General features: G+C 39.6%; 22 protein-coding genes. 8 read left to right on the forward strand and 14 right to left on the reverse strand.

What is annotated here, in order from left to right:
* From IRY55_RS10140 to IRY55_RS10150, 3 genes are all read right to left on the reverse strand, one after another.
* Complete coding sequence (locus IRY55_RS10140; RefSeq protein ID WP_194563208.1) at nt 1–1,122, reverse strand: cysteine desulfurase family protein; 1,122 nt, start codon at nt 1,120–1,122, stop codon at nt 1–3.
* Between the two features lie 71 nt (nt 1,123–1,193).
* Complete coding sequence (locus IRY55_RS10145; RefSeq protein WP_235961127.1) at nt 1,194–2,867, reverse strand: septation ring formation regulator EzrA; 1,674 nt, start codon at nt 2,865–2,867, stop codon at nt 1,194–1,196.
* A 152-nt stretch (nt 2,868–3,019) separates the two neighbouring features.
* Complete coding sequence (locus IRY55_RS10150) at nt 3,020–4,855, reverse strand: sensor domain-containing diguanylate cyclase (protein ID WP_194563210.1); 1,836 nt, start codon at nt 4,853–4,855, stop codon at nt 3,020–3,022.
* Nucleotides 4,856–5,184: 329 nt separating this feature from the next.
* On the opposite strand from IRY55_RS10150, the gene rpsD reads away from it, so the two are divergent.
* Together rpsD and IRY55_RS10160 are read left to right on the forward strand one after the other, a co-directional pair.
* Nucleotides 5,185–5,787, forward strand: coding sequence for a 30S ribosomal protein S4 (gene rpsD / locus IRY55_RS10155; RefSeq protein WP_194563211.1), 603 nt, complete (start codon nt 5,185–5,187; stop codon nt 5,785–5,787).
* A 192-nt stretch (nt 5,788–5,979) separates the two neighbouring features.
* Nucleotides 5,980–6,273 carry a hypothetical protein gene (locus tag IRY55_RS10160; protein ID WP_194563212.1) on the forward strand — a complete coding sequence of 98 codons (294 nt, stop codon included), beginning with the start codon at nt 5,980–5,982 and terminating at the stop codon, nt 6,271–6,273.
* A gap of 47 nt (nt 6,274–6,320) precedes the next feature.
* Here the strand turns inward: IRY55_RS10160 and IRY55_RS10165 are convergent, their stop codons facing one another.
* On the reverse strand, nt 6,321–6,893 hold the full coding sequence (locus IRY55_RS10165; protein WP_194563213.1) for a lipoprotein BA_5634 family protein: 573 nt from the start codon (nt 6,891–6,893) through the stop codon (nt 6,321–6,323).
* Nucleotides 6,894–7,175: 282 nt separating this feature from the next.
* Between IRY55_RS10165 and IRY55_RS10170 the strand changes: the two genes are divergently transcribed.
* A complete protein-coding gene (locus IRY55_RS10170) occupies nt 7,176–7,610 on the forward strand; it encodes a DUF4395 domain-containing protein (protein WP_235961122.1) in 435 nt (144 codons plus the stop codon).
* Between the two features lie 44 nt (nt 7,611–7,654).
* On the opposite strand, the gene IRY55_RS10175 is transcribed toward IRY55_RS10170, so the two are convergent.
* Together IRY55_RS10175 and IRY55_RS10180 are read right to left on the reverse strand one after the other, a co-directional pair.
* Entirely contained in the window at nt 7,655–8,491 is an 837-nt protein-coding gene (locus IRY55_RS10175) for a YitT family protein (protein WP_194563214.1), read from the reverse strand.
* A gap of 15 nt (nt 8,492–8,506) precedes the next feature.
* Entirely contained in the window at nt 8,507–9,394 is an 888-nt protein-coding gene (locus tag IRY55_RS10180; RefSeq protein WP_194563215.1) for a LysR family transcriptional regulator, read from the reverse strand.
* Nucleotides 9,395–9,575: 181 nt separating this feature from the next.
* Between IRY55_RS10180 and IRY55_RS10185 the strand changes: the two genes are divergently transcribed.
* Nucleotides 9,576–11,168 carry a glutathione ABC transporter substrate-binding protein gene (locus IRY55_RS10185; RefSeq protein WP_194563216.1) on the forward strand — a complete coding sequence of 531 codons (1,593 nt, stop codon included), beginning with the start codon at nt 9,576–9,578 and terminating at the stop codon, nt 11,166–11,168.
* 42 nt (nt 11,169–11,210) lie between these two features.
* Here the strand turns inward: IRY55_RS10185 and IRY55_RS10190 are convergent, their stop codons facing one another.
* The gene (locus IRY55_RS10190; protein WP_194563217.1) at nt 11,211–12,002 is read right to left on the reverse strand and encodes an inositol monophosphatase family protein; all 792 of its coding nucleotides are present in this window, start codon (nt 12,000–12,002) and stop codon (nt 11,211–11,213) included.
* A gap of 113 nt (nt 12,003–12,115) precedes the next feature.
* Entirely contained in the window at nt 12,116–12,319 is a 204-nt protein-coding gene (locus IRY55_RS10195) for a hypothetical protein (RefSeq protein ID WP_235961123.1), read from the reverse strand.
* A 77-nt stretch (nt 12,320–12,396) separates the two neighbouring features.
* Between IRY55_RS10195 and IRY55_RS10200 the strand changes: the two genes are divergently transcribed.
* Nucleotides 12,397–13,020, forward strand: a complete 624-nt coding sequence (locus IRY55_RS10200) for a YktB family protein (RefSeq protein WP_194563218.1) — start codon at nt 12,397–12,399, stop codon at nt 13,018–13,020.
* Here IRY55_RS10200 and IRY55_RS10205 read toward each other — a convergent pair.
* From IRY55_RS10205 to pdhA, 5 genes are all read right to left on the reverse strand, one after another.
* Nucleotides 13,017–13,292 (reverse strand): UPF0223 family protein, encoded by a 276-nt coding sequence (locus IRY55_RS10205; RefSeq protein WP_194563219.1) that lies wholly within the window; start codon nt 13,290–13,292, stop codon nt 13,017–13,019. The genes IRY55_RS10200 and IRY55_RS10205 overlap by 4 nt on opposite strands.
* Nucleotides 13,293–13,351: 59 nt before the next feature.
* Nucleotides 13,352–14,764 (reverse strand): dihydrolipoyl dehydrogenase, encoded by a 1,413-nt coding sequence (gene lpdA, locus IRY55_RS10210; RefSeq protein WP_194563220.1) that lies wholly within the window; start codon nt 14,762–14,764, stop codon nt 13,352–13,354.
* Nucleotides 14,765–14,768: 4 nt separating this feature from the next.
* Nucleotides 14,769–16,067 (reverse strand): dihydrolipoamide acetyltransferase family protein, encoded by a 1,299-nt coding sequence (locus tag IRY55_RS10215; protein ID WP_194563221.1) that lies wholly within the window; start codon nt 16,065–16,067, stop codon nt 14,769–14,771.
* A 72-nt stretch (nt 16,068–16,139) separates the two neighbouring features.
* Entirely contained in the window at nt 16,140–17,117 is a 978-nt protein-coding gene (locus IRY55_RS10220) for an alpha-ketoacid dehydrogenase subunit beta (RefSeq protein ID WP_194563222.1), read from the reverse strand.
* A gap of 3 nt (nt 17,118–17,120) precedes the next feature.
* Nucleotides 17,121–18,236 carry a pyruvate dehydrogenase (acetyl-transferring) E1 component subunit alpha gene (gene pdhA, locus IRY55_RS10225; RefSeq protein ID WP_194563223.1) on the reverse strand — a complete coding sequence of 372 codons (1,116 nt, stop codon included), beginning with the start codon at nt 18,234–18,236 and terminating at the stop codon, nt 17,121–17,123.
* Nucleotides 18,237–18,590: 354 nt separating this feature from the next.
* On the opposite strand from pdhA, the gene def reads away from it, so the two are divergent.
* The 3 genes from def to rnjA all read left to right on the forward strand — a co-directional run bounded on the left by def (nt 18,591) and on the right by rnjA (nt 21,159).
* Nucleotides 18,591–19,145, forward strand: coding sequence for a peptide deformylase (def, locus tag IRY55_RS10230; protein WP_194563224.1), 555 nt, complete (start codon nt 18,591–18,593; stop codon nt 19,143–19,145).
* A 125-nt stretch (nt 19,146–19,270) separates the two neighbouring features.
* Nucleotides 19,271–19,492: a DNA-dependent RNA polymerase subunit epsilon gene (locus tag IRY55_RS10235; RefSeq protein ID WP_194563225.1), complete on the forward strand. Its 222-nt coding sequence runs from the start codon at nt 19,271–19,273 to the stop codon at nt 19,490–19,492.
* The gene (rnjA, locus tag IRY55_RS10240) at nt 19,489–21,159 is read left to right on the forward strand and encodes a ribonuclease J1 (RefSeq protein ID WP_194563226.1); all 1,671 of its coding nucleotides are present in this window, start codon (nt 19,489–19,491) and stop codon (nt 21,157–21,159) included. Before IRY55_RS10235 ends, rnjA begins: the two co-directional genes overlap by 4 nt.
* A 29-nt stretch (nt 21,160–21,188) precedes the next feature.
* On the opposite strand, the gene IRY55_RS10245 is transcribed toward rnjA, so the two are convergent.
* Nucleotides 21,189–21,581: a universal stress protein gene (locus tag IRY55_RS10245; RefSeq protein WP_194563227.1), complete on the reverse strand. Its 393-nt coding sequence runs from the start codon at nt 21,579–21,581 to the stop codon at nt 21,189–21,191.
* Nucleotides 21,582–21,595 lie beyond the last annotated feature (14 nt).

The following is a 21,595-nucleotide window of genomic DNA, read 5'->3' on the forward strand; positions in this document are numbered from 1 at the left end:
TCACTTTACTTGTTCATTTAATGCTGTTAAAGCATGTAATAATCGATCGATATCTGATCCATTCGTTGTCGTACCAAAACTGATACGAATGATGCCAGCTGCCCATTCTTTTGAAATGCCGAGCGCCTCCGCTACATGACTAATTGATCCATCTAGCGAACTACAAGCACTCGACGTCGACACAATGATGTCCCTTTGTTGCAAGAAGTTCACAGCGACTTCTCCACGTATCCCGCGAATCGCTAAAGCCGTAATATGAGCTGCTCCATCTTTCGGACCGACCACTTGAATTTGGCTTAATGTCTCCACATGTTCTAAAATGCGATTTTTCCACTGACGATATTCTGCTCGTTCCGTCGTACAAATAGCAAGTCGCATCGCTTTTGCTAAAGCGACCGCTTCTGCTAATGGAATCGTTCCGCTACGCTTATTACGCTGTTGCCCTCCACCGACAATCATTGGATGAAGCGGAATTCGATAGCGCAAAAAGAGCGCTCCACTCCCACGTATGCCATTGATTTTATGTGCAGAAATAGACATCATATCCGCTCCATCCACACCGAACGGTACTACCATTTTCCCGAAGCTTTGCACAGCATCAACGTGAAAAACAGCTGGACTATTTTTTTGAATTACTTTCTTTAATGAACGTAAATCTTGCACTGCTCCCATTTCATTATTGACGTGCATAATGGAAACAAGAATCGTTTCATCGGTTAAAGCGCCTTTCAATACGTCCATTTCAACTTGTCCTTCTTTATTAACAGGCAAGTAGGTCACACGGAAGCCCTCTCTCTCTAATTCTCGACATGCCTCTAACACAGAAGGATGCTCCATATTCGTCGTGACGATATGCTTTCCAAGATGTGCATGTTTTTTCGCATATCCGAGAATCGCTAAATTATTCGCTTCCGTACCTCCAGAAGTATATACTACTTCACCTTGATTCATCTTCAACAATTGCTTCATCTGTTCCGTTGCTTGTTGGAACAAAGCATTCGCCTCTACACCTAGCTTATGTAACGAGGACGGATTAGCAAAATAACGAGTGCTGACAGCGACATACGATTGTAAAACCTCCTCATTCGGGGGAGATGTTGCACTATGGTCTAAGTAAATCATCTTTCTTTCCTCCAACTGTTTACGAATGAAAGCCACCAGCAACGAATGCGCGGTGGCTCATCTTTTCGATGTTATAATGATTGTTTAATTTTTTCAAGTGCGCCTGGCTCTACTTCTTCAACAGCAGCCATCGCTTCTTCTAATGCTTTCGTATAACGATAATCCATAAATGATCGTTCTGCAATCTTTAAACGTTCATCTAGTTGAGAATCATTTAAACGATAACGATTTCCATATTGAATAATCTCTTCAATTAAGAGAACATTTGCTAATAATTGTTCTACCTCTTCAGCAATATGTTCGGTCGCAACTTTCGCTTCTTGCGTTTGTAATTCAACAGATTCCATATCGATTGGCGCTTCATTTAAGCTTTCATACGCTACGTAAATCTTCTCTTCTGCTTCTTCCATACGAGTATTGATATCGTTTGGAATTCCTGGCATATTACTGCGATGTAATCGTCGATCAGCATCTTGCATTTGTTTCGTTAACTGATCTAATTGTTCACGCACGCGATTTTCATCCGTACGTAAATTTGTAATTTTCGAAACGAATCCTTCAAGCTCTTCTTCAATTTGATCAACGTGCAACAATACTTTCTCCACTTCTTCCCATACAACTGAATAAGTTGTCGGCGGATGGTTGTACTGGTGAAGCAAATCTTCATAGCGAATTCGAAATTCTTGTAGCACGCGCACTAATTTCTCAGGTAAAGTCGCTTCTTGAACACTCAAGTGATAACTTCTCTGAACAGACTCCGCTTCCGTCGCAGCACCACTTGCTTCGTGAATTAAATGATTTAAACGATTATAACCATCTTCAATATCTTTTTGTAATTTACTACGAGCGCGAACTTCTTGTTCAAGCAAATCATAAAACTGCTCCATTTGATTTTCGATGAACAGTAATTGTTCTTCGACTGATTGTAAATTTAATTCTTTCACTTCTAATCCTAGCTCTTTTAACTGTACTTCTACTTGCTCTAGTTGTTCTTCGATATCCAAGTGAACTAAACTGTATTGTTGCTCTTCCATATCGCGCATACCGTTACGCAAATCTTTCATAGTAGCTGGAATGACCTTATTTAATTTGCTTAATAATGTCGGTGTCTTATCAATTAATCGAATGACTTCTTCAGATTCCTTCGTTAAATGTAATACAATTTCACGCGCTGTTAAATAATTTCCTTGCTTCGTTAATTCTTCATATTCTTCAAATTGTGGTGTGAATGTTTCTAACTTTTTTTCTAACGGCTCAAACGCTTGTCCAAAATCGTATTGCTTCGCTAAAATGGTTTGACGAGCTGTTCGATATTTCTCTTGAATTGCTTCCATTTCAAGCCGATTTTTCTCTTCACTTCCCATAAGTTCATCTAATTCTTCCAATATTTGTTTATGCTTTTGATCACATTTTTGAATCTCTTCAAAAATTTCTCTTTCGATAGCGCTCGCTTTCTTAAATTTCAAGCGATCAATCGCGTCTTCAGCATCGAATAGCATCGTATCAATTTGTGGCATAACAACATCGATGACTTCCGTCCACTCTTTGCGCCATCGTTCAAACTTCTCTTCTGTTTCCCCAGTCATATTTAAACGCTTTAACTTTGTCAGTTCCTCAAAGATTGGTTGATGTTGAATTTGTAGTTTCTCATCTTCCAATAACAAAATTTCGTTTATATGTTTTTTACGTATTAAATAAATGGCCATTGCAATTGCAAATAAAAATACGATGATTAATATAATCATTTTACCCAAACACGTTCACCTCTATTTTCCACTATGTATATTTATATTATCTTATATGCCAAGCGGTTTAAACTATTTTCCTTTCTTTTTTTATAATTCCTTTCATTCTTCGCAAAAAAACGACAGACTGCTAACAGTTCTGTCGCTTTCTATCATCCATCGGATTGCAGTGGCTTATAAATCACATATTTATTTTTCCCAGTTCCTTTCGCTTCATACAAAGCTTCGTCTGTGAAAATAAATAATTCCTTATATGTGTACTGATTCGCTTTTGACCAATACATCACACCCATAGAGACTGTCACTTTTGGGGTCGTTTTTATAGGAATTTGTTCTAATATTTGATCTGCAAATTTCAAGCCATTGGATAGATCAATCGCGGGCAATAATACCGTAATTTCTTCGCCACCCCAACGGCTAGCAATTCCATATTCGCCTACAATCGATTTCACGATTTTCGCTGCTTGAACGAGCACTTGGTCTCCAATCGCATGACCATGTGTATCATTTATTTTTTTGAAATCATCTATATCTAAAATGAGTAAAACGCCACACTCGTCGTATTTTAAAGATTGCGCAATCACTTTATCTGCATAGCGACGAGAATACAATTTTGTCAAACTATCTTTATCAACAAGTTCTTGAAGCTGTTCACGCAATAATATATTTGAAAGCGCTAAACTCGCATGACTAATTAAAGAACGGACTAATTTAAAATCTTCAAATGAAAAGGCATATTTTTCTTGATGTAATAAAATTACAAATCCTTGCACTTGACCTCGACTAATGACTGGAGCTGCAATTAAAGATTGAAATTCTGGTACTTTTGATGAATCAATATCAAAATCAGCATCGAAAATCGCATCATTTGTTTCGATAATTCTCTGTCCAATTTGATACAAATAACGCTCACCTCGCTCCGATGCGAAATATGGTGAACTTTCTTTTAAAATATGCAATAAACCTTCTTCAAAAAATACAAAAGCGTATTCCGTTGGGTGGAAAGCACGAACGAGTTGATTTTTTAAAAAGACAATCATTTCTCGTAAACCTAAATTATCATTTAAACGCTTTGATGTTTCATTCACTAATTGTAAATCATCGATTAAATTGGATGATTGGTTGTACAAACTAGCATTTTCCAAAGCATTTCCAGCAGATTGTGCAACCATTTGGATAAATTCTATTTCCAGTTCTGAATAGACATAAGATTTACTGGAACAAATTTGTAAAATTCCATAAATCCCTTGTTTTCCTTTAATCGGAACGTTGCGCACAACACGTGTTGGGAGTCGTCCTTCATCAATCGTCATTTCTCCAGATAAAAAAGCTTCAATTGTCAATTGACGCTCATTTAAATAATCAAAAAGACGGTAGCTCGTAACATGTTCCTTTTGTTCGTGTGACAACAATAAGTCGACCCTCATATTTGGAAAGCGTTCTTTAATCGTTCGCATAACAAGATCTAAAATTTCTTTGCTCTCCATCGTCGCATTAAAAGCTTTTGTTACTTCATAGAGCTTGCGATAATTCGTTTCACGATTTTGCATTTTCATCAATTTTGTAATAAAGCGACATGCTTGAAAGAACATGCGACTAAATTCCTGATATCGTTCTTCTTTTTTAAATGCGATCCATTGTTCAGTAGATTGAAGAAGAATTACAACTAACACTTGTTCACCTTCGCGATAGGCTAAAACATCATCGTATTGATGTTCGTACATTTCATACAACCATTGCATTTTCGGTTCGAAGTCTTCTTCTTTAATAAAAGAATCTATAATAGAAAAAGGAAGGCCATGATGATTTTGATAAGAGATGAGCTGTTGATGTTCAGCATACAAAAGCTGAGTACGTTGAACGTTGAAATAGCCTTTTAGAACTAATTTTATCTTTTCGTATAATAAAGCGTGCGTCCATTCAATCATTTCCGCATCATATAAGCTATAGATTTCTGTTTTCAACGATTCATACGTTTGAGCATCCATTCCATCGGTCACCTCACTATCCACTTGATTAACACAATTATTATAATACAAAGTAACTACTATTGCTACTAAACGAAATGAATTATATTAGTTCCTTCCTTTCCCCTATTCCTTGACAAGCGTTGAGATAGCTAGTAGAATATTTCAAGTGTAAGATAAACGCAGCAGTTGTACACATTTTTATTTTATTCTAATCCACATTCGTGGTGATGCATCACGTAATTCGATGGCTGCTCGAACGAAGGTGCAATAAGTTAGAATAGATAAGGTGACGCGTACTTCTGGTTTTTATTTTACAAATAAAACCAATTTAAAAGGAGGAGTCATTCATGGCTCGTTATACAGGTCCAACTTGGAAAATCTCACGTCGCTTAGGAATCTCTTTAAGCGGTACTGGTAAAGAAATCGAAAAGCGTCCATACGCACCAGGACAACATGGTCCAACTCAACGTACGAAATTATCAGAGTACGGTAAACAATTACAGGAAAAACAAAAACTTCGTTTCATGTACGGTGTAAACGAACGTCAATTCCGTAACTTATTCAACAAAGCAGGTCAAATGCAAGGGGTACACGGTGAGAACTTCATGATCTTACTCGAAACACGCCTTGATAACTTAGTATACCGTATGGGTCTTGCACGCACACGTCGTGCTGCTCGTCAGCTCGTTAACCACGGCCACATCTTAGTGGACGGAAAACGTCTTGACATCCCATCATACAGCGTAAAACCAGGTCAAGAAATCTCTTTACGCGAACGTTCATCAAACTTAAGCGTTGTAACTGAAGCTTTAGAATTAAACAGCTTCGTTCCAGAATACTTAGAGTTCGATGCAGAAGCTAAAAAAGCAAAATTCGTTCGTTTACCAGAACGTAGCGAATTATCAAGCGAAATCGACGAAGCATTAATCGTTGAGTTCTACTCACGTTAATTTTTTCACGATTTTTCAGCCTTTTTACAAGAAGCCTCATCTATCAACAAACGTTGATATGATGGGGTTTTCTTATATTTCCAGTCGAATATGCCTCTCTATAAGAATACATATAAATAACTCAATTTGGGGCAAGTTGTGGGGCAAGATTTCCAAAATTACTGCTAACTTTTTATGAAAGGGGATGAACTTTTGATCGTCGCTATTGGAATTACTTCAATCATTCCGAATGACACATTTCATTATACCGATACCACCGTCATTCAAACGAAAAATGCCCGCCTTCGTTATCGTTCATCCTACGATAAAAACCGCGTTGATTTTCACTTCACTGTCGTCTTTCCTGAAAACCGTTCTTGTCGCACAATTGATGATTATTACTCTTATGTGAAACCTCATGTCGATCTGGCATTCGGAACGAGAGGCGTTGTCACATTCGTTCAGACATACGAATTAGAAATAACAACTCGTCACCCTTTTCAATAATTCAAAAACGGAGTTGAGAGGTATACTATCTCAACTCCGTTTTTTAGTTAATTTACAACTTTAAAAGCCTCAATCGCAATATCATCTTCAAAATGCGTAAACAATTGCGCGAGACGTTCTTCTTTAAACTGAAGTAACGCGAGAGAACGTGTCTCTAAATCTAAATCTTCAAATGAATCGACATCCGCAATAATAACGACATCTGCATAATCAAACCGCTCGTCACCAATCGCTAAATCACCACTGTAACTCGTTGTTACCCGGATCTCTTCTGGTAAGACAGATTCTGATGTGGCAAAAGATAATAACGGACGCTCAGAATCGATTCTGCGCCATGCTTTATATTTTTTATCTGTTTTCACACGCAAGAGGCGCTCATCAATTAAAATATCAGCCATTTGCCTGCTCATATAGACAATTTTCTTTCCATCTACTTCTTCTTTTTTTATTTCGAATGTTTTGTTGTTCTCAAGTTGATTCGTCCAAGCAATTGGCGAATCATCCCAATCTCGTTCATCACCGATTACGAGAACTGAGCGCTCTTTTTCAAATGCTGAACAGCCTGCTAAAAACAGCGTGAGCACTATGACGAGAACAAACGGCTTCACCCATTTTTTCATCTGTTCACTCTCCTTCTTACTATGATATAAGAAATCTTACAAAATAGCATCTTCTTTCAATCGTTATCTTTTTGTCTAAATTGTGAACTTCCACAATAATCTCTACTATTATTTTAGCATACTTTAGCATTTCTCTCATCTTTAAATTGCTTTAAACATTGATTTAACAACATTCCGTAAACCCCATACCGTATGAGCAATTCACTAGAGTTTCACAACTAATCATGTTAAATTGTTACATAGTATGTGAAAAGATAAACATAGTTAGAAAGGAAGTTACATATGTCAACACCACAAATGATACCAAAACCACTCGTTCAAACGAATCAAGTATTTATTATTGTCACCGTTCTACTCGGAATGTTCGTCAACCCAAATATTTTGTACATTCCCTTTGTTCTCGGACTATTTACTGTGCTTACTAAAATGAATCCTGTCATCATTGCAGCACGCCCATTTTTACGTAAACCAGCTGATCAATATCATCCGGAAGATAAAGATCAACAAATCTTCAACCAATGGATTGCGACGATTATGCTAGGATTTGCTATTTTATCATTTACAATGGGGTGGACAATCGCAGGATATGTCTTCTCGATTATGATGTTAATTGCGACAGGTTTAGCTTTATTCTTTGATTTCTGCTTAGGCTGCACCGTACGCTTCCAATATCAAATGTGGAAAGGTCGCCGCAAACGTGCGAAAATGTCTCAATAATAAAATGCCTGAAGTCAACACTCTATATGACTTCAGGCATTTTTTTATTTCACAGCTTTTTGAAAACCGTCTCCGAGCACTTCACGTACGTCATGAATGACGACAAATGCGTCTTCATCAACGCCTGACACGAGCGCTTTTAGCTTCACAAGTTCTGGTTTGTTAATGACGATATAGAGCACTTCTTTCTCTTCTCCCGTATAACCACCATGTCCGTCCAATACAGTAACACCACGCTGAATTTTTTTCATAATTTCATCGCGAATCGCTTCCGGTTGACGTGAAATGATTGTCACTGCTGTTCGGTGATTCAGTCCTTCAATAACATAGTCCATCACTCTCGCTCCAACATAAACCGCAACGAGTGTGTACATCGCTTTCGCTTCTCCGATAACAAAGTATGATCCTGCGATGACGAGCACATCGATGAGAAGCATTCCTTTGGCGATTGACCAACCTAAAAATTGATGGGCAAGTTGGGCTAAGATTGCCGAACCTCCACTTGTCCCTCCTGCGCGGAAAATCAAGCCGAGACCAATACCTACGAACAATCCTGAAAATAATGCCGCGAGTAAAGTATCCTCATGTGGAGTGAGTAAAATTCCTTCCGTTAGATACAAGAAAAACGACGACATAAGGGTGACAGCAATCGTATAATATAATGTTTTTCGACTGAAATATTTATAACCGATAATTAATAAAAGTCCATTTAAAATAAAGTTAATCAGACCTGGAGACCATTCAAATACATAATAGGCGATAATCGTAAGACCGATGACGCCCCCTTCTGCTAATTCGTTCGGGATGGAGAAATAGTTCACCCCAAATGCAAATAAGAAAGAACCTATAATAAGCCCTATCCATTCAATCCATCTTGACACATGCTACCTCCGTTCTCATTTCCATTCTTTCGCTTGCGTCGTCACCGTGTGCATAAAACTCTCAAGCGCTGGTGTCATCCATTTATCTTCATGATATGCAAGTTGTGTATGCACGATAAATGTTTGACAAGCGAGTTGCAACTGCACGAGCTCTCCCCGACTCAACTCTTCACAAACCGTCATCTTCGGCAAAAACGACAACCCGAGCTCTGCTTTCACAGACTGCTTAATTGCTTCAATACTCCAAAAAGATAATGCGTGATACGGTATGCGGCGCTCATCTAATTCCGATTCTAACAATTCACGATAACTTCCAGGTTCCGTCAGTAAAAACACTTCATTTTTCAACTGATGATAATGAATGTTCAGCCCTTTCGCTAACGGATGATTTGGGGATGCAACGATCACAAGCTCTTCTTCAATTAAATCGATGGTCACGATATCTTCATTCAATCGCTCTGGATTAATAAACAATGCACAATCGAATTTTCCTTCTTTTAATTCTTGTTGCAATGACTGATTTTCTGATGGCTGTAATAAAAGATGAACATTCGGATATTTCTTTTTATATTCAGACAAAATCGTTGGCAAACGATAGGCCATAAGCGATTCATTCGCGCCGATGCGAATCGTTCCTTTGGGCGTTTCCATACATTGTGCTGAACGCACCGCTTCATCATGCAATTGTACAATTTGCTTCGCATAAGTTAATAATCGCTCTCCACTGTCTGTTAACGTCACCGTTTTCCCTAAGCGATCGAACACGCGATTTCCTACCTCTTCTTCAATCGCCCGAATGTGGTTCGTAACGGTAGATTGAGTATAGCCAAGTCGTTCTCCTGCTTTCGTAAATCCTTCACAATTTGCAACTTGAATAAATGTTCGTAGTTGACGAATCTCCAATAAATTCAACCTTCTTTCTCAGTTCGTCCAACGATGAAAAGCCGTCATCGGTCATTATAGTATGACATGAACGATAATTGAAATGAATGATTTTAATCAAAATGATTTATAAATCTAATGACATTTGGTAAAGTAAGAAGAAGCACGATTATTTTACATGTAGAGAGGGGTATTTATCAATATGACAATACGTAAATTTGGTTTTGCTTTCTTACTCGCGATGTTGTCTGTCATTTTAATCGCTTGTTCTTCAAACGATTCAAATGAAGACACATCAGAAAAAGGAACAGAATCAGACGACAAAGCTGCAAATGAACTCGTCATCGGTGTGGCAATTGAAGCAACAACGATTGACCCTGCAGGATCTAATGATTTATCAAGCGAAAAAATTCAAGCGAATATTTTCGAAAAACTAACAGAACGTGACGACAATAATGAAATTATTCCGAGCCTTGCAGAATCTTGGGAGTTCATTGATGAAACGACAGTGGAATTCAAACTGCGTCAAGGGGTCAAATTCCACGATGGAGAAGATTTCAATGCTGAAGCTGTCAAAATGAATCTCGATCGTATCTTAGATGAAGAAGTTGCCTCACCGAAAGCGAACACACTCGATATGATTGAATCTGTTACCGTCATCGACGATTATACAGTACAAGTGAAAACAGAGTTCCCATTTTCACCAATTCTCGTACACTTATCACATAGCGCTGGAGGAATGGTGAGTCCTAAAGTCATCGAAGAAGATTACGCTGCTATGAAAGAAGGGAAAGCAGTCGGTACGATCGTCAACCAAAAACCGATCGGCACAGGCTTCTTAAAATTTGAAGAGTGGAAACCTGATCAAGAAATTACACTCGTCAAAAATGAAGATTACTGGGGAGAACCTGTTAAATACGAGAAAGCGATTTTTAAAGTCATTCCTGAAACAGCGACACGTGTTGCCGACTTAGAACGTGGCTTCATTCATATCGCCGAAGAAATGCAAGCGACACAAGTTGAAACGATTAACGAAGGAGACTATGCAACAATCGATGTCACACAATCGACTGGTCTCACATTTATCGGCTTCAACGTCGAAAAAGAACCGTTCAATGATGTCGATGTTCGTAAAGCGATGACAATGCTTGTCAATAAACAAGAAATCATCGATGGGGTTTATGAAGGGTATGCTCAAGAAGCAATCGGTCCCCTTGCACCGCTCGCATTCGGCTTCTCTGAAAACTTAAAACCATTACCTTATAATGTCGAACAAGCGACACAAATTTTAAAAGAAAAAAATCTAGAAGGCATGAAATTGTCATTCTGGACAAACGATGACGATAAGCGTAAAGATACAGCTGTCATCTTACAATCTACTTTGAAAGATCTCGGCATTGATATGACGATTGAAACGATGGAATTCGGTGCGTATTTAGATGAACTTCGCGCTGGAAAACACGATATGTACATGCTGAGTTGGGGGAACAGTTTAGCAGACGGAGACAATGGACTGTATAACTTATTCCACTCATCTGGTAAAGGTGCGCCTCCAAATGCAATGTTCTTTGCAAATGATCGTGTCGATGAATTGTTAAAACAAGGCCGTGAAGAACAAGATACCGAAAAACGTCGCCTCGTTTATGAAGAATTACAACAACTTCTCATCGATGAAGCACCGATGATGTACTTGAACCACCCGGATTATTTAACAGCTGTCAGCAATAAAGTAAAAGGCTTTAAAATGTCGACAGCCAATATCTTTAAAATTCACGATGTTGAAATTACGCCATAATTCACATCAAAATGCCTGCGTACTTATGTGCGCAGGCATTTTTTATTTCAATCGAATATGGTGTTTTAAAATATGTTGTTGAAGCCCTGGCTTTGCCACGATGAATGTTTCTTGTCCTAATAGGGAGAGAGGTTCTCCTGTCATCGTCGAAGAAACAGCACCTACTTCCGATGCAATAACCATACCACCTGCAACATCCCATGGTGATAATCGCATCGACATGTAAGCATCCATTCTACCACTAGAAACATAAGCTAATTCAATCGCTGCTGAACCGTAAGACCGAGTGCCCCTGCAACTGCGCACAAGCTCAATTAACGGTTCATGTTCAACATATCGATTAGGCGTTACCCAAATGGCATTAATCCCTATAACAGCTTCTGAGAGCGGTGTGTTTTCAAGACGCGGTAGACGTTCATCATTGAAATAAGCCCCTTCTCCTCGCGTTGCATGATAAAAATCATCACGCATCACATCATAAATATAGCCAAACATCCCTACTCCATCAACGTAAATGCCTAAAGAAATTGCAAAATTTCTTTTTTGATGAACAAAGTTCATCGTGCCGTCAATGGGATCTAAAAACCAAACGACCCCGTCTAATGAATCGATCGTATCTCCAAATCCCTCTTCTCCAACGATGCGATGCTCAGGAAAATCTTTCGTAATGCGTTCGATAAAAAATTGTTCAATCTCTCGATCGATATTCGTCACTAAATCATTTGCGCTCGCTTTCGTATCAACGGAAATATTCGTATAAAAGGATACACGGATGCGATGTCCCGCTTCTTTTATTAATGATTTTGCATATTTGTCAATCGCGCCCCAATTCATATGTGCCACCACCTTCTATTGTTAATTATAACACGAAAAAGGTATGAACAAACGTCTCATCGCTCGTTCATACCTTATGTCGTTTCATTATTCTTTCGCAACGATCGTTTCATCTACAACTCCCCATACTGTTTCAATTCGTCTGTAATTTCAAATAAACGTTTTTTACTCATTTGAGCGGCATCTTGTTCTTCTCTTTGCATCGCATCATGCAAACAAAGCAACTCATAATCTAATTCATAACGCAACCCTTGAATGTATACTTCATATTGATTAAGTTCAGTATTCAAGTCAATCACTTGTCGCATATTAATCATCCTCTCTCCTCGTCATTTATACTCTACTTATTCCCATATTTTTGTTACACTAAACCTATGTGAAAGGAGAATGTTTTGTGACTTATTGGACAGAAGATGATTTTAATGTATTTACAATAGAAGGACTTGAAAATAGAATGACCGCCTTACAACAACAAATTCAACCAAAATTTAGGGAGCTAGGCGAAATATACAGTGCGACATTATCCGCTCATGGTTTAGGTGAGTTTCATCCACATGTAGCGAAACACGCGAGACGGACTGTCAACCCTCCGAACGATAGCTGGGTCGCTTTCGCACCGTCAAAACGAGGCTATAAAGCGTTACCTCACTTCCAAATCGGCTTGTGGGACGACAGACTGTTTATTACGCTCGTCGTCATTTATGAAAATACGAAAAAGCGTGAAATTAGTGAGGCTTTAACGAAACATCCTGAAGTCATTATAAACTTACCGGATCACTTCATCATGAGTGGCGATCATACGAAAAAACCGAGCGACTCTTTACAGTCACTCGGCCAAAACGGCATCGAAGCTCTCATCGCTCGTTTGCACGATGTGAAAAGCGCAGAACTTGTCATCGGCGTTAGTTTGACAGCAAAAGAGGCTTGCCAATTATCGAAAATTCAATTTTTCGATCTCGTTCATAAAACGTTTGAACAATTGATGCCAGTATACCGTCTCTATATCAATACCCCTTAACGCTTCATTGAAATTTTGGTTGCATCTGGACTTTCTTTAGCGAGTTTTACAGCGTGATAACAGCTGTATGAACTCGCTTTTTCAAATTGTCGAAAAATTGTTTTCTCTTCTGCTTTCGATGGAACGACTGTTTTAAATTGACGATAAGCTTCGATTAAATCATCGCGTGAAACAGATGTTTCATACGCCTGTTCAACTGCTTCAAAGAAGCGTACGACTTGTACCATTTCTTCTGTTGACCAATCGAGGTCGAGTGGGTAACTGTAATCCATTTATATCCTCCTATGAAAAATACCGCTTATACGACGTATAAGCGGTATAACAAGCTATTTTATTTTGTTACCATATGAATCGGCTTGCCGAGAGCAACTTCCGCTGCCTCCATCGCAATTTCACCTAATGTTGGGTGAGCATGAATTGTCATTGCCATATCTTCAAGTGTCATACCTGCTTCAATCGCAATACCGAACTCTGAAATCATATCAGATGCGTTCGCGCCTACGATTTGACCACCAAGGATGAGTCCGTCTTCTTTACGAGCGACGATTTTAACGAATCCTTCAGTCGCACCAAGTGCAAGTGCACGGCCATTTGCAGCATATGGGAATTTACCAGCGATTACTTCATAACCTTCTTCTTTCGCTTGATCTTCTGAAAGACCAACTGTTGCGAGTTCTGGAGATGTAAAGCATACTGCAGGAATTGCGATGTAGTCTACTTCAGATTTTTCACCTGAAATAGCTTCCGCCGCTACTTTTGCTTCGTATGAAGCTTTATGCGCAAGTTGTGGACCTTCGACAACGTCACCGATTGCATAGATGTTTGGAACATTCGTACGACCTTGTTTATCTACTTTGATTAATCCGCGGTCTGTCATTTCGATTCCAACGCCTTCTAAACCGATTTCGTCTGTGTTTGGACGGCGACCTACTGTAACGAGTACGTAATCAGCTTCGATTGTTTTCTCTTCACCTTTTACTTCGTAAGTTACTTTCACTTCGTCGTCTTTTTCTTCCACACCTTTAGCGAGTGCTTCTGTAACGATTTCAACGTCTTTTTTCTTCAAGCCTTTTTTGACGATTGCTGTCATTTGTTTTTCGAAGCCGAGTAAAATGTCTTTTCCACCTTCAAGGATCGTTACTTCCGTTCCTAAGTTCGCGTATGCTGAACCGAGTTCTGTCCCGATGTATCCTCCACCGATGACAACTAATTTTTTAGGTAATTTTTCTAATGAGAGTGCTCCTGTTGAGTTGAGAACACGTTTTGAGTAAGCGAAACCAGGGATTTCAACTGGACGTGAACCTGTGGCGATAATCGCATTTTTGAACTTGTACGTCTGTGCAGAGTCTTCGTTCATCACGCGTGCAGTGTTCGCATCGTTGAAATATGCTTCCCCTTTAATAATTTCAACTTTATTCCCTTTCAGCAATCCTTCAACGCCACCTGTTAAACGGTTTACGACGCTTTCTTTATACTTCATTGCTTGTGAGAAATCGAGCTTAACGTCTTTCACTTCAATTCCCATATCGTCTGCTTCTTGTGCTTGCACAAAACGCTCTCCTACTGAGATTAAAGCTTTAGATGGGATACAGCCGACGTTTAAACATACGCCACCGAGTTCATCTTTCTCCACGATTGCTACCTTCTGACCGAGTTGTGCTGCACGAATCGCTGCAACGTATCCTCCTGGGCCTGATCCTACTACGAGTGTGTCAACTTCGATTGGAAAATCTCCTACTACCATTTGCTTACGCCTCCATTAATAATAGTTCTGGATTACTTATGAGTTCCTTAAAATAGTTTAACGCATTTTGACCTGTTGCGCCATCAATAACTCTATGATCGAATACAAACGATAATGCGAGCATTGGAGCTGCAACAATTTCGCCATCTTTTACAATCGCTTTTTCAGCGATGCGGCCGATTCCTAAAATCATTACTTCTGGGTGGTTAATAATTGGTGTAAACCATTGTCCACCTGCTGAACCGATATTCGTAATTGAACATGAAGCACCTTGCATTTCATTTGGAGCAAGTTTACCGTCACGTGCTTTCACTGCGAGTTCATTAATTTCAGATGAAATGTTAAAGATTGATTTGCGGTCTGCATGTTTCACGACTGGAACGAGAAGTCCACGGTCTGTATCCGCTGCAATTCCGATGTTGTAGTAATGTTTTTGGATAAGTTCGTCTGTCTCATCATCGAGTGATGTGTTCAATACAGGGAACTCACGTAATGTCGCAACGAGTGCTTTTACGACGTATGGTAAAAATGTTAATTTAATATCTTTCGCTGCTGCCACTTCTTTAAATTTCTTACGATGTGCAACGAGTTTCGTTACGTCTACTTCGTCGATTAATGTAACGTGTGGAACTGTTTTCTTCGAATTTACCATCGCTTTTGCAATCGCACGACGCATACCTGATAATTTTTCACGCGTTTCCGGGAAGTCTCCTTCTGGAACGTCAGGTTTTGAAGCTTTTGCTTCTGGTGCTGCTGTTTCTTCAGAAGTTGAATCTGCTGCCGGTGCTGTTTGATCACCGTTTAAGAATGCCTCGATATCTTCTTTTAATATACGACCGTTTTTACCTGTTCCTGTTACGTCGGCAATTTGAACGTCATTGTCACGAGCAAATTTACGTACAGATGGCATCGCAATAACGCGGCTAGGACCTTTTGACGGAACGGCTTCACCTTTTTCTTGCTCTTTTGCAACAGGTGTTGCTTCTTGCTTCGGCTCTTCCGCTACTTTCTCTTCTGCTTTCGGTTGTTCGATTTCTTCATCGTCTGAATCATCTGATTCATAACCAGGTGCGTCAAAGCTTACTAAAACATCTCCAACGACTGCTACAGTTCCTTCTTCAACGTGAATTTCTTCTACTGTTCCTGTCACTGGTGACGGAATTTCAACGACCGCTTTATCGTTTTGGACTTCAAGTAATGTATCGTCCTCTTCGATTGCATCGCCTTCTTTTACGAACCACTTTACGATTTCACCTTCATGGATACCTTCACCGATATCTGGCAACTTAAATTTAAATGCCAAATTGCTCACCCTTTCTTTATCAAATTCGAGCGGAGAGTCCATGTGACTCTCGCTCATCCTTTATTGTGTCAATTAAAATGTCAATACATTCAATGCTGTTTCTTTAATGTCATTTGCATCCGGTAACCAAGCGCGCTCACCTTGAGCGAATGGATAAATTGTATCCGGTGCCGTTACACGAAGTACAGGTGCTTCTAAATGTAAAATCGCACGCTCTGTAATTTCTGCTACGACATTCGCCGCAATACCTGCTTGTTTTTGTGCTTCTTGAACGACGATTGCACGATTTGTTTTTTCGACAGAAGCGATGATTGTTTCGATATCTAACGGTTGAACTGTTCGAAGGTCAATCACTTCCACAGAATGTCCTTCTTTTTCAAGTTCCTCTGCTGCTTTCAAGCTTTCGTGAACCATCGCACCGTATGTGATGATTGAAAGATCTGTACCTTCACGTTTCACAGCTGCTTTTCCGAGTGGAATTGTGTATTCTTCTTCCGGAACTTCTTCACGGAATGAACGGTATAATTTCATATGCTCTAAGAAGATGACTGGGTTTTCATCGCGAATCGCTGAAATTAAAAGCCCTTTCGCATCGTATGGCGATGATGGAATAACGACTGTTAATCCAGGTTGTGATGCGACAATTCCTTCTAAACTATCCGCGTGCATTTCTGGTGTTGCTACACCGCCACCGAATGGTGAACGAATCGTCACAGGCGCATTTAATTTACCTGCTGTACGGAAGCTTTGACGAGCGAGTTGACCACTTACTGAGTCAATCACTTCGAATAAGAAACCGAAAAATTGAATTTCCATTACTGGACGGTAACCTGTCATAGATAGACCAACGGCAAGGCCACCAATTCCTGATTCTGCAAGAGGAGTATCGAACACTCGACTTTCTCCAAATTCTTTTTGAAGACCTTCCGTCGCGCGGAACACTCCGCCGTTAACACCGACGTCTTCTCCAAAGACGAGTACTTTTTCATCTTTTTTAAGCTCTACGCGCATTGCGTCTGTGATCGCTTGAATCATCGTCATTTGTGCCATAGTTTATTTCGACTCCTTTGCTTTGTAAATGTCATATTGTTCTTTTACGTTATATGGCATTTCGCCTTTATACATAATTTCGAGGAAGTCTGTCACCTTTTGTTTCGGTGCAGCATCCGCTTTTTTAATCGCTTCTTTAACGTCTTCTTTCGCACGTTCAATCACTTCATTTTCTTTCTCTTCTGTCCAGAGGCCTTTGCCTTCTAAGAAGATGCGGAAACGTACAAGTGGATCTTTTTTCTCCCACTCATCATCTGTGTCGCTCGTACGGTAACGTGTTGGGTCATCTCCAGCCATCGTATGTGGACCATATCGATATGTCATCGTTTCAATCAATGTTGGACCTTCTCCCGCAATTGCACGATCACGCGCATCTTTCGTTACTTTGTAGACAGCTAACGCATCCATACCATCGACTAAGATGCTTGGAATACCTGCTGCAATCCCTTTTTGCGCAAGTGTTTTACCACGTGTTTGCAATTCGCGTGGTGTAGAGATTGCGAATTGGTTGTTTTGTACGATGAATACCGCCGGCAAGTTGAATGCTCCTGCGAAGTTAATTCCTTCATAGAAGTCTCCTTGTGACGTACCGCCATCCCCTGTATACGTAAGTGCAATCGCTTCCTTACCGCTCTTTTGATAACCCATCGCAACACCTGCTGCTTGGATGTATTGAGCTCCAATAATAATTTGTGGAATGAAAATATTTAAGTCTTCTGGTAAGTCACTTCCTAAATAATGACCACGTGACCAGAGGAATGCTTGATGTAATGGTAAGCCGTGGAATACGATTTGTGGTACATCGCGATATCCCGGTAAAATAAAGTCTTCTTTCGTCGTTGCAAAATGACTTGCAAGCTGTGAAGCTTCTTGACCTGCTGTCGGTGCATAGAAGCCGAGACGACCTTGACGATTTAAAGAGATTGAACGTTGATCAAGCACACGAACGTATACCATACGCTCCATCAATTCAACAAGTTCTTCATCCGTTAAGTCTGGCATTAAATCCTCGTTAACGATCTCTCCTTTTTCGTTTAAAATTTGAAGCATTTCAAATTTTTCTTCAACTTCTTGCAATGTTTGAACTGGGTCAAATTGCGTTTTCTTATTTGCTGCCATGTGAGCACCTCTCCTTTAACTGTATTAATACTTTATGAATGACAAGGTAGTACAATATATCTTAATTACAAATTATACAGACGTTTTTTCTGCTTGTCAATCATCGTAATCTTAGTGTTTAGCGGTTTTATGCTTATTTAAGCTATACCATTCTGTACTACCTCAATAGGTAAGCTGTACTATAATACATTATGAATTTCATCTGTTTCCTCTATCTATTCCACATCTCGATTCATTTCAAACTGTTCATATTAAAACGAGTTGATACTTCTGCCTTTTCTAAATGAACGTTTTGCTCTATACTTATAATAAGTGTTTGTCCGTTACAATATAATGAAAGAAAGGAAGTACCACATGATTTTAATGAAAGATATCATTCGAGAAGGGCATCCTACATTGCGCCAAGTAGCAAAAGAAGTTGCGCTCCCTCTCAGTGAAGAAGATCGTAAAATAGCAGAAAGTTTAATGGAGTATGTCTTGAATAGTCAAAATGATGAATTGGCAGAAAAATACGACTTGCGTCCAGGAATCGGCCTTGCCGCTCCACAAATTAATGTATCAAAACGCATATTTGCAATTTATATTGAAGGGGAAGACGAGCCAGAACTTGATATTATTGCGATCAACCCTAAAATTGTTAGTCATTCGGTTGAGCAAACTTTTTTAGGTAGTGGAGAAGGCTGTCTTTCTGTAGATCGTCCAGTAGAAGGTTATGTCCCGCGTTATGCACGCATTACAATTGAAGCGTATGACCTCGACGGAAAAAAATTCAAAAAACGCCTTCGTGGTTTGCCAGCAATCGCTTTTCAACATGAACTCGACCACTTAAACGGCATTATGTTCTTCGATCATATCGATGAGAAAAATCCGTTAAAAGCGAACGAGTTCGCACAACCACTCGAATCATAAACGCAAAAGGATAGAATGCTAGAGAAGCTAATCTATTAAAAATGCAGATTAGCTTGTCTTTATTTCTTTCATTTGCCATGATATTATAAATGAATAGTATTTGAACGAAAAAGGAGAATACGACAATGATTTTTAAAGTTTTATATCAAAAAGATGTACATGAAGTGCCAGTCCGCGAAAACACTCAAGCAATGTACATTGAAGCAAATTCGGAACAAGAGGTGCGTCAAGCATTAAAGGGAAAAGTTCTCAACATCGAGTTCATTCAACCTTTAGAAGGCACTCATCTTGAATATGAACAAGCATCCGAGCATTTCGTCATCACAGAGGTTGACGACATCGAATGAAAATAATTAAAAATAACGAAACGGCTGTTTTCGCTCTAGGCGGACTAGGGGAAATCGGTAAAAATACGTACGGTGTGCAATTCCAAGATGAGATTATTCTCATCGACGCAGGAATTAAATTTCCTGAAGATGACTTGCTCGGAATCGACTATGTCATTCCAGATTACACATTTTTAAAGCGCAATGAAGATAAAATTAAAGGGCTTTTCGTTACACACGGACATGAAGACCATATCGGCGGTATTCCATATTTACTTAAAATGGTGAATATTCCCGTTTACGGTGGTAAGCTCGCACTCGGATTATTGCGTAAAAAATTAGAAGAACATGGATTATTGCGTTCAACGCAATTGATTGAAATCGAAGAAGACGATGTCATCAAATTCCGCAAAACATCTGTATCATTCTTCATGACGACACATAGTATTCCAGACGCTTACGGTGTAGTCGTTAAAACACCATCAGGAAACATCGTCCATACAGGAGATTTCAAGTTCGACTTCACACCTGTTGGCGAGCCTGCAAACTTGGCGAAAATGGCGAAAATTGGGAGTGAGGGTGTACTCTGCTTACTATCGGATAGTACGAACGCGGAAATTCCAAACTTCACGATGTCAGAACGTAAAGTTGGCGAAAGTATTACAGACATTTTCCGAGCAGTGGACGGGCGAATTATTTTTGCGACTTTCGCTTCAAATATTCACCGTTTGCAGCAAGTGATTGAATCTGCACAACTGTTCGATCGTAAAGTAGCTGTATTCGGACGCAGTATGGACAACGCTATTACGATCGGACGCGAACTCGGTTACATTGATGCACCAGATGATTTATTTGTCGATGCGCATGCATTGAATCGTCTCCCTGCAAATAAAGCGATGATTTTATGTACAGGTTCTCAAGGCGAACCGATGGCAGCTCTTTCGCGTATTGCGAACGGCACACACCGCCAAGTATCGATTCAACCTGGAGATACGGTCATTTTCTCTTCTTCTCCGATTCCTGGGAACAAGTTAAGTATTAACCGTACAATCAACTCATTATTTAAAGCAGGTGCTGACGTCATTCACGGGCCATTAAATAATATTCATACATCTGGTCACGGTTCACAAGAAGAGCAAAAATTAATGCTTCGCTTAATTCAACCGAAGTTTTTCATGCCAATCCATGGTGAATACCGTATGATGCGCATGCACGCAAAACTCGGAATCGATTGCGATGTTCCAGAAGAAAATACATTCATCTTAAGCAATGGTGAAGTACTTGCATTAACGCAAGATACAGCACGTGTTGCTGGACGCATTCCTTCAGGAGATGTGTACATTGATGGAAGTGGTATTGGGGATATCGGCAATGTCGTTTTACGCGACCGCAAAATTTTATCGGAAGATGGGCTTGTCATCGTAGTTGCAACAATCGATACGAAACGTAAACGAATTGTGTCTGGACCGGATATTATTTCACGCGGATTTGTCTATATGCGTGAATCAGGCTCGATGATTCATGAAGCACAAAAAATGCTTCAAAAACGTTTAAACGTATTATTGCACCACAATGAATATGATGCACAACTTGCGAAAAATGAAATTATCGAACAACTGAACCCTTATTTATACGATAAGACACAACGACGTCCGATGATTTTACCCGTCATTATGGAAGTTCAATAAACGAATAAAAGCCAGTGAGAAGTTTCTTCTCACTGGCTTTTCCTATTTTTCACTTCAATCGCACACTTCGGGACGAAAACAATAGGACAGGTCGCTAACTTTAATACGTGAGCACTGACACTTCCGATCGCTTCCTCATCCCCTTTTCCTTTCGCCATCACGATGTAGCGAATGTTCGCATTGCTTGACTCTGCTACAATTTCCATCGCAGCAATTCCCGTACGCACTTTCGCACTGTAAGCGACTCCTTCATCTTTTACCAACTCAGCCGATTTTTTTACTGCAGGTAACCCGAGCTCTTGTAAGTTTTGTTGAATGTTTAAAAATATAATTTCATCACCGTAACGTTTCGCCAGTTCTACTGCGAATGGGACGAGTTCATACGATTGATTTGTCCCATCAATCGGGACAATGATTTTCATCTCGTCTCTCCTTT

Origin of the sequence: Savagea serpentis, from assembly GCF_015351395.1 — a bacterium.
GTDB classification, from domain to species: domain Bacteria; phylum Bacillota; class Bacilli; order Bacillales_A; family Planococcaceae; genus Savagea; species Savagea serpentis.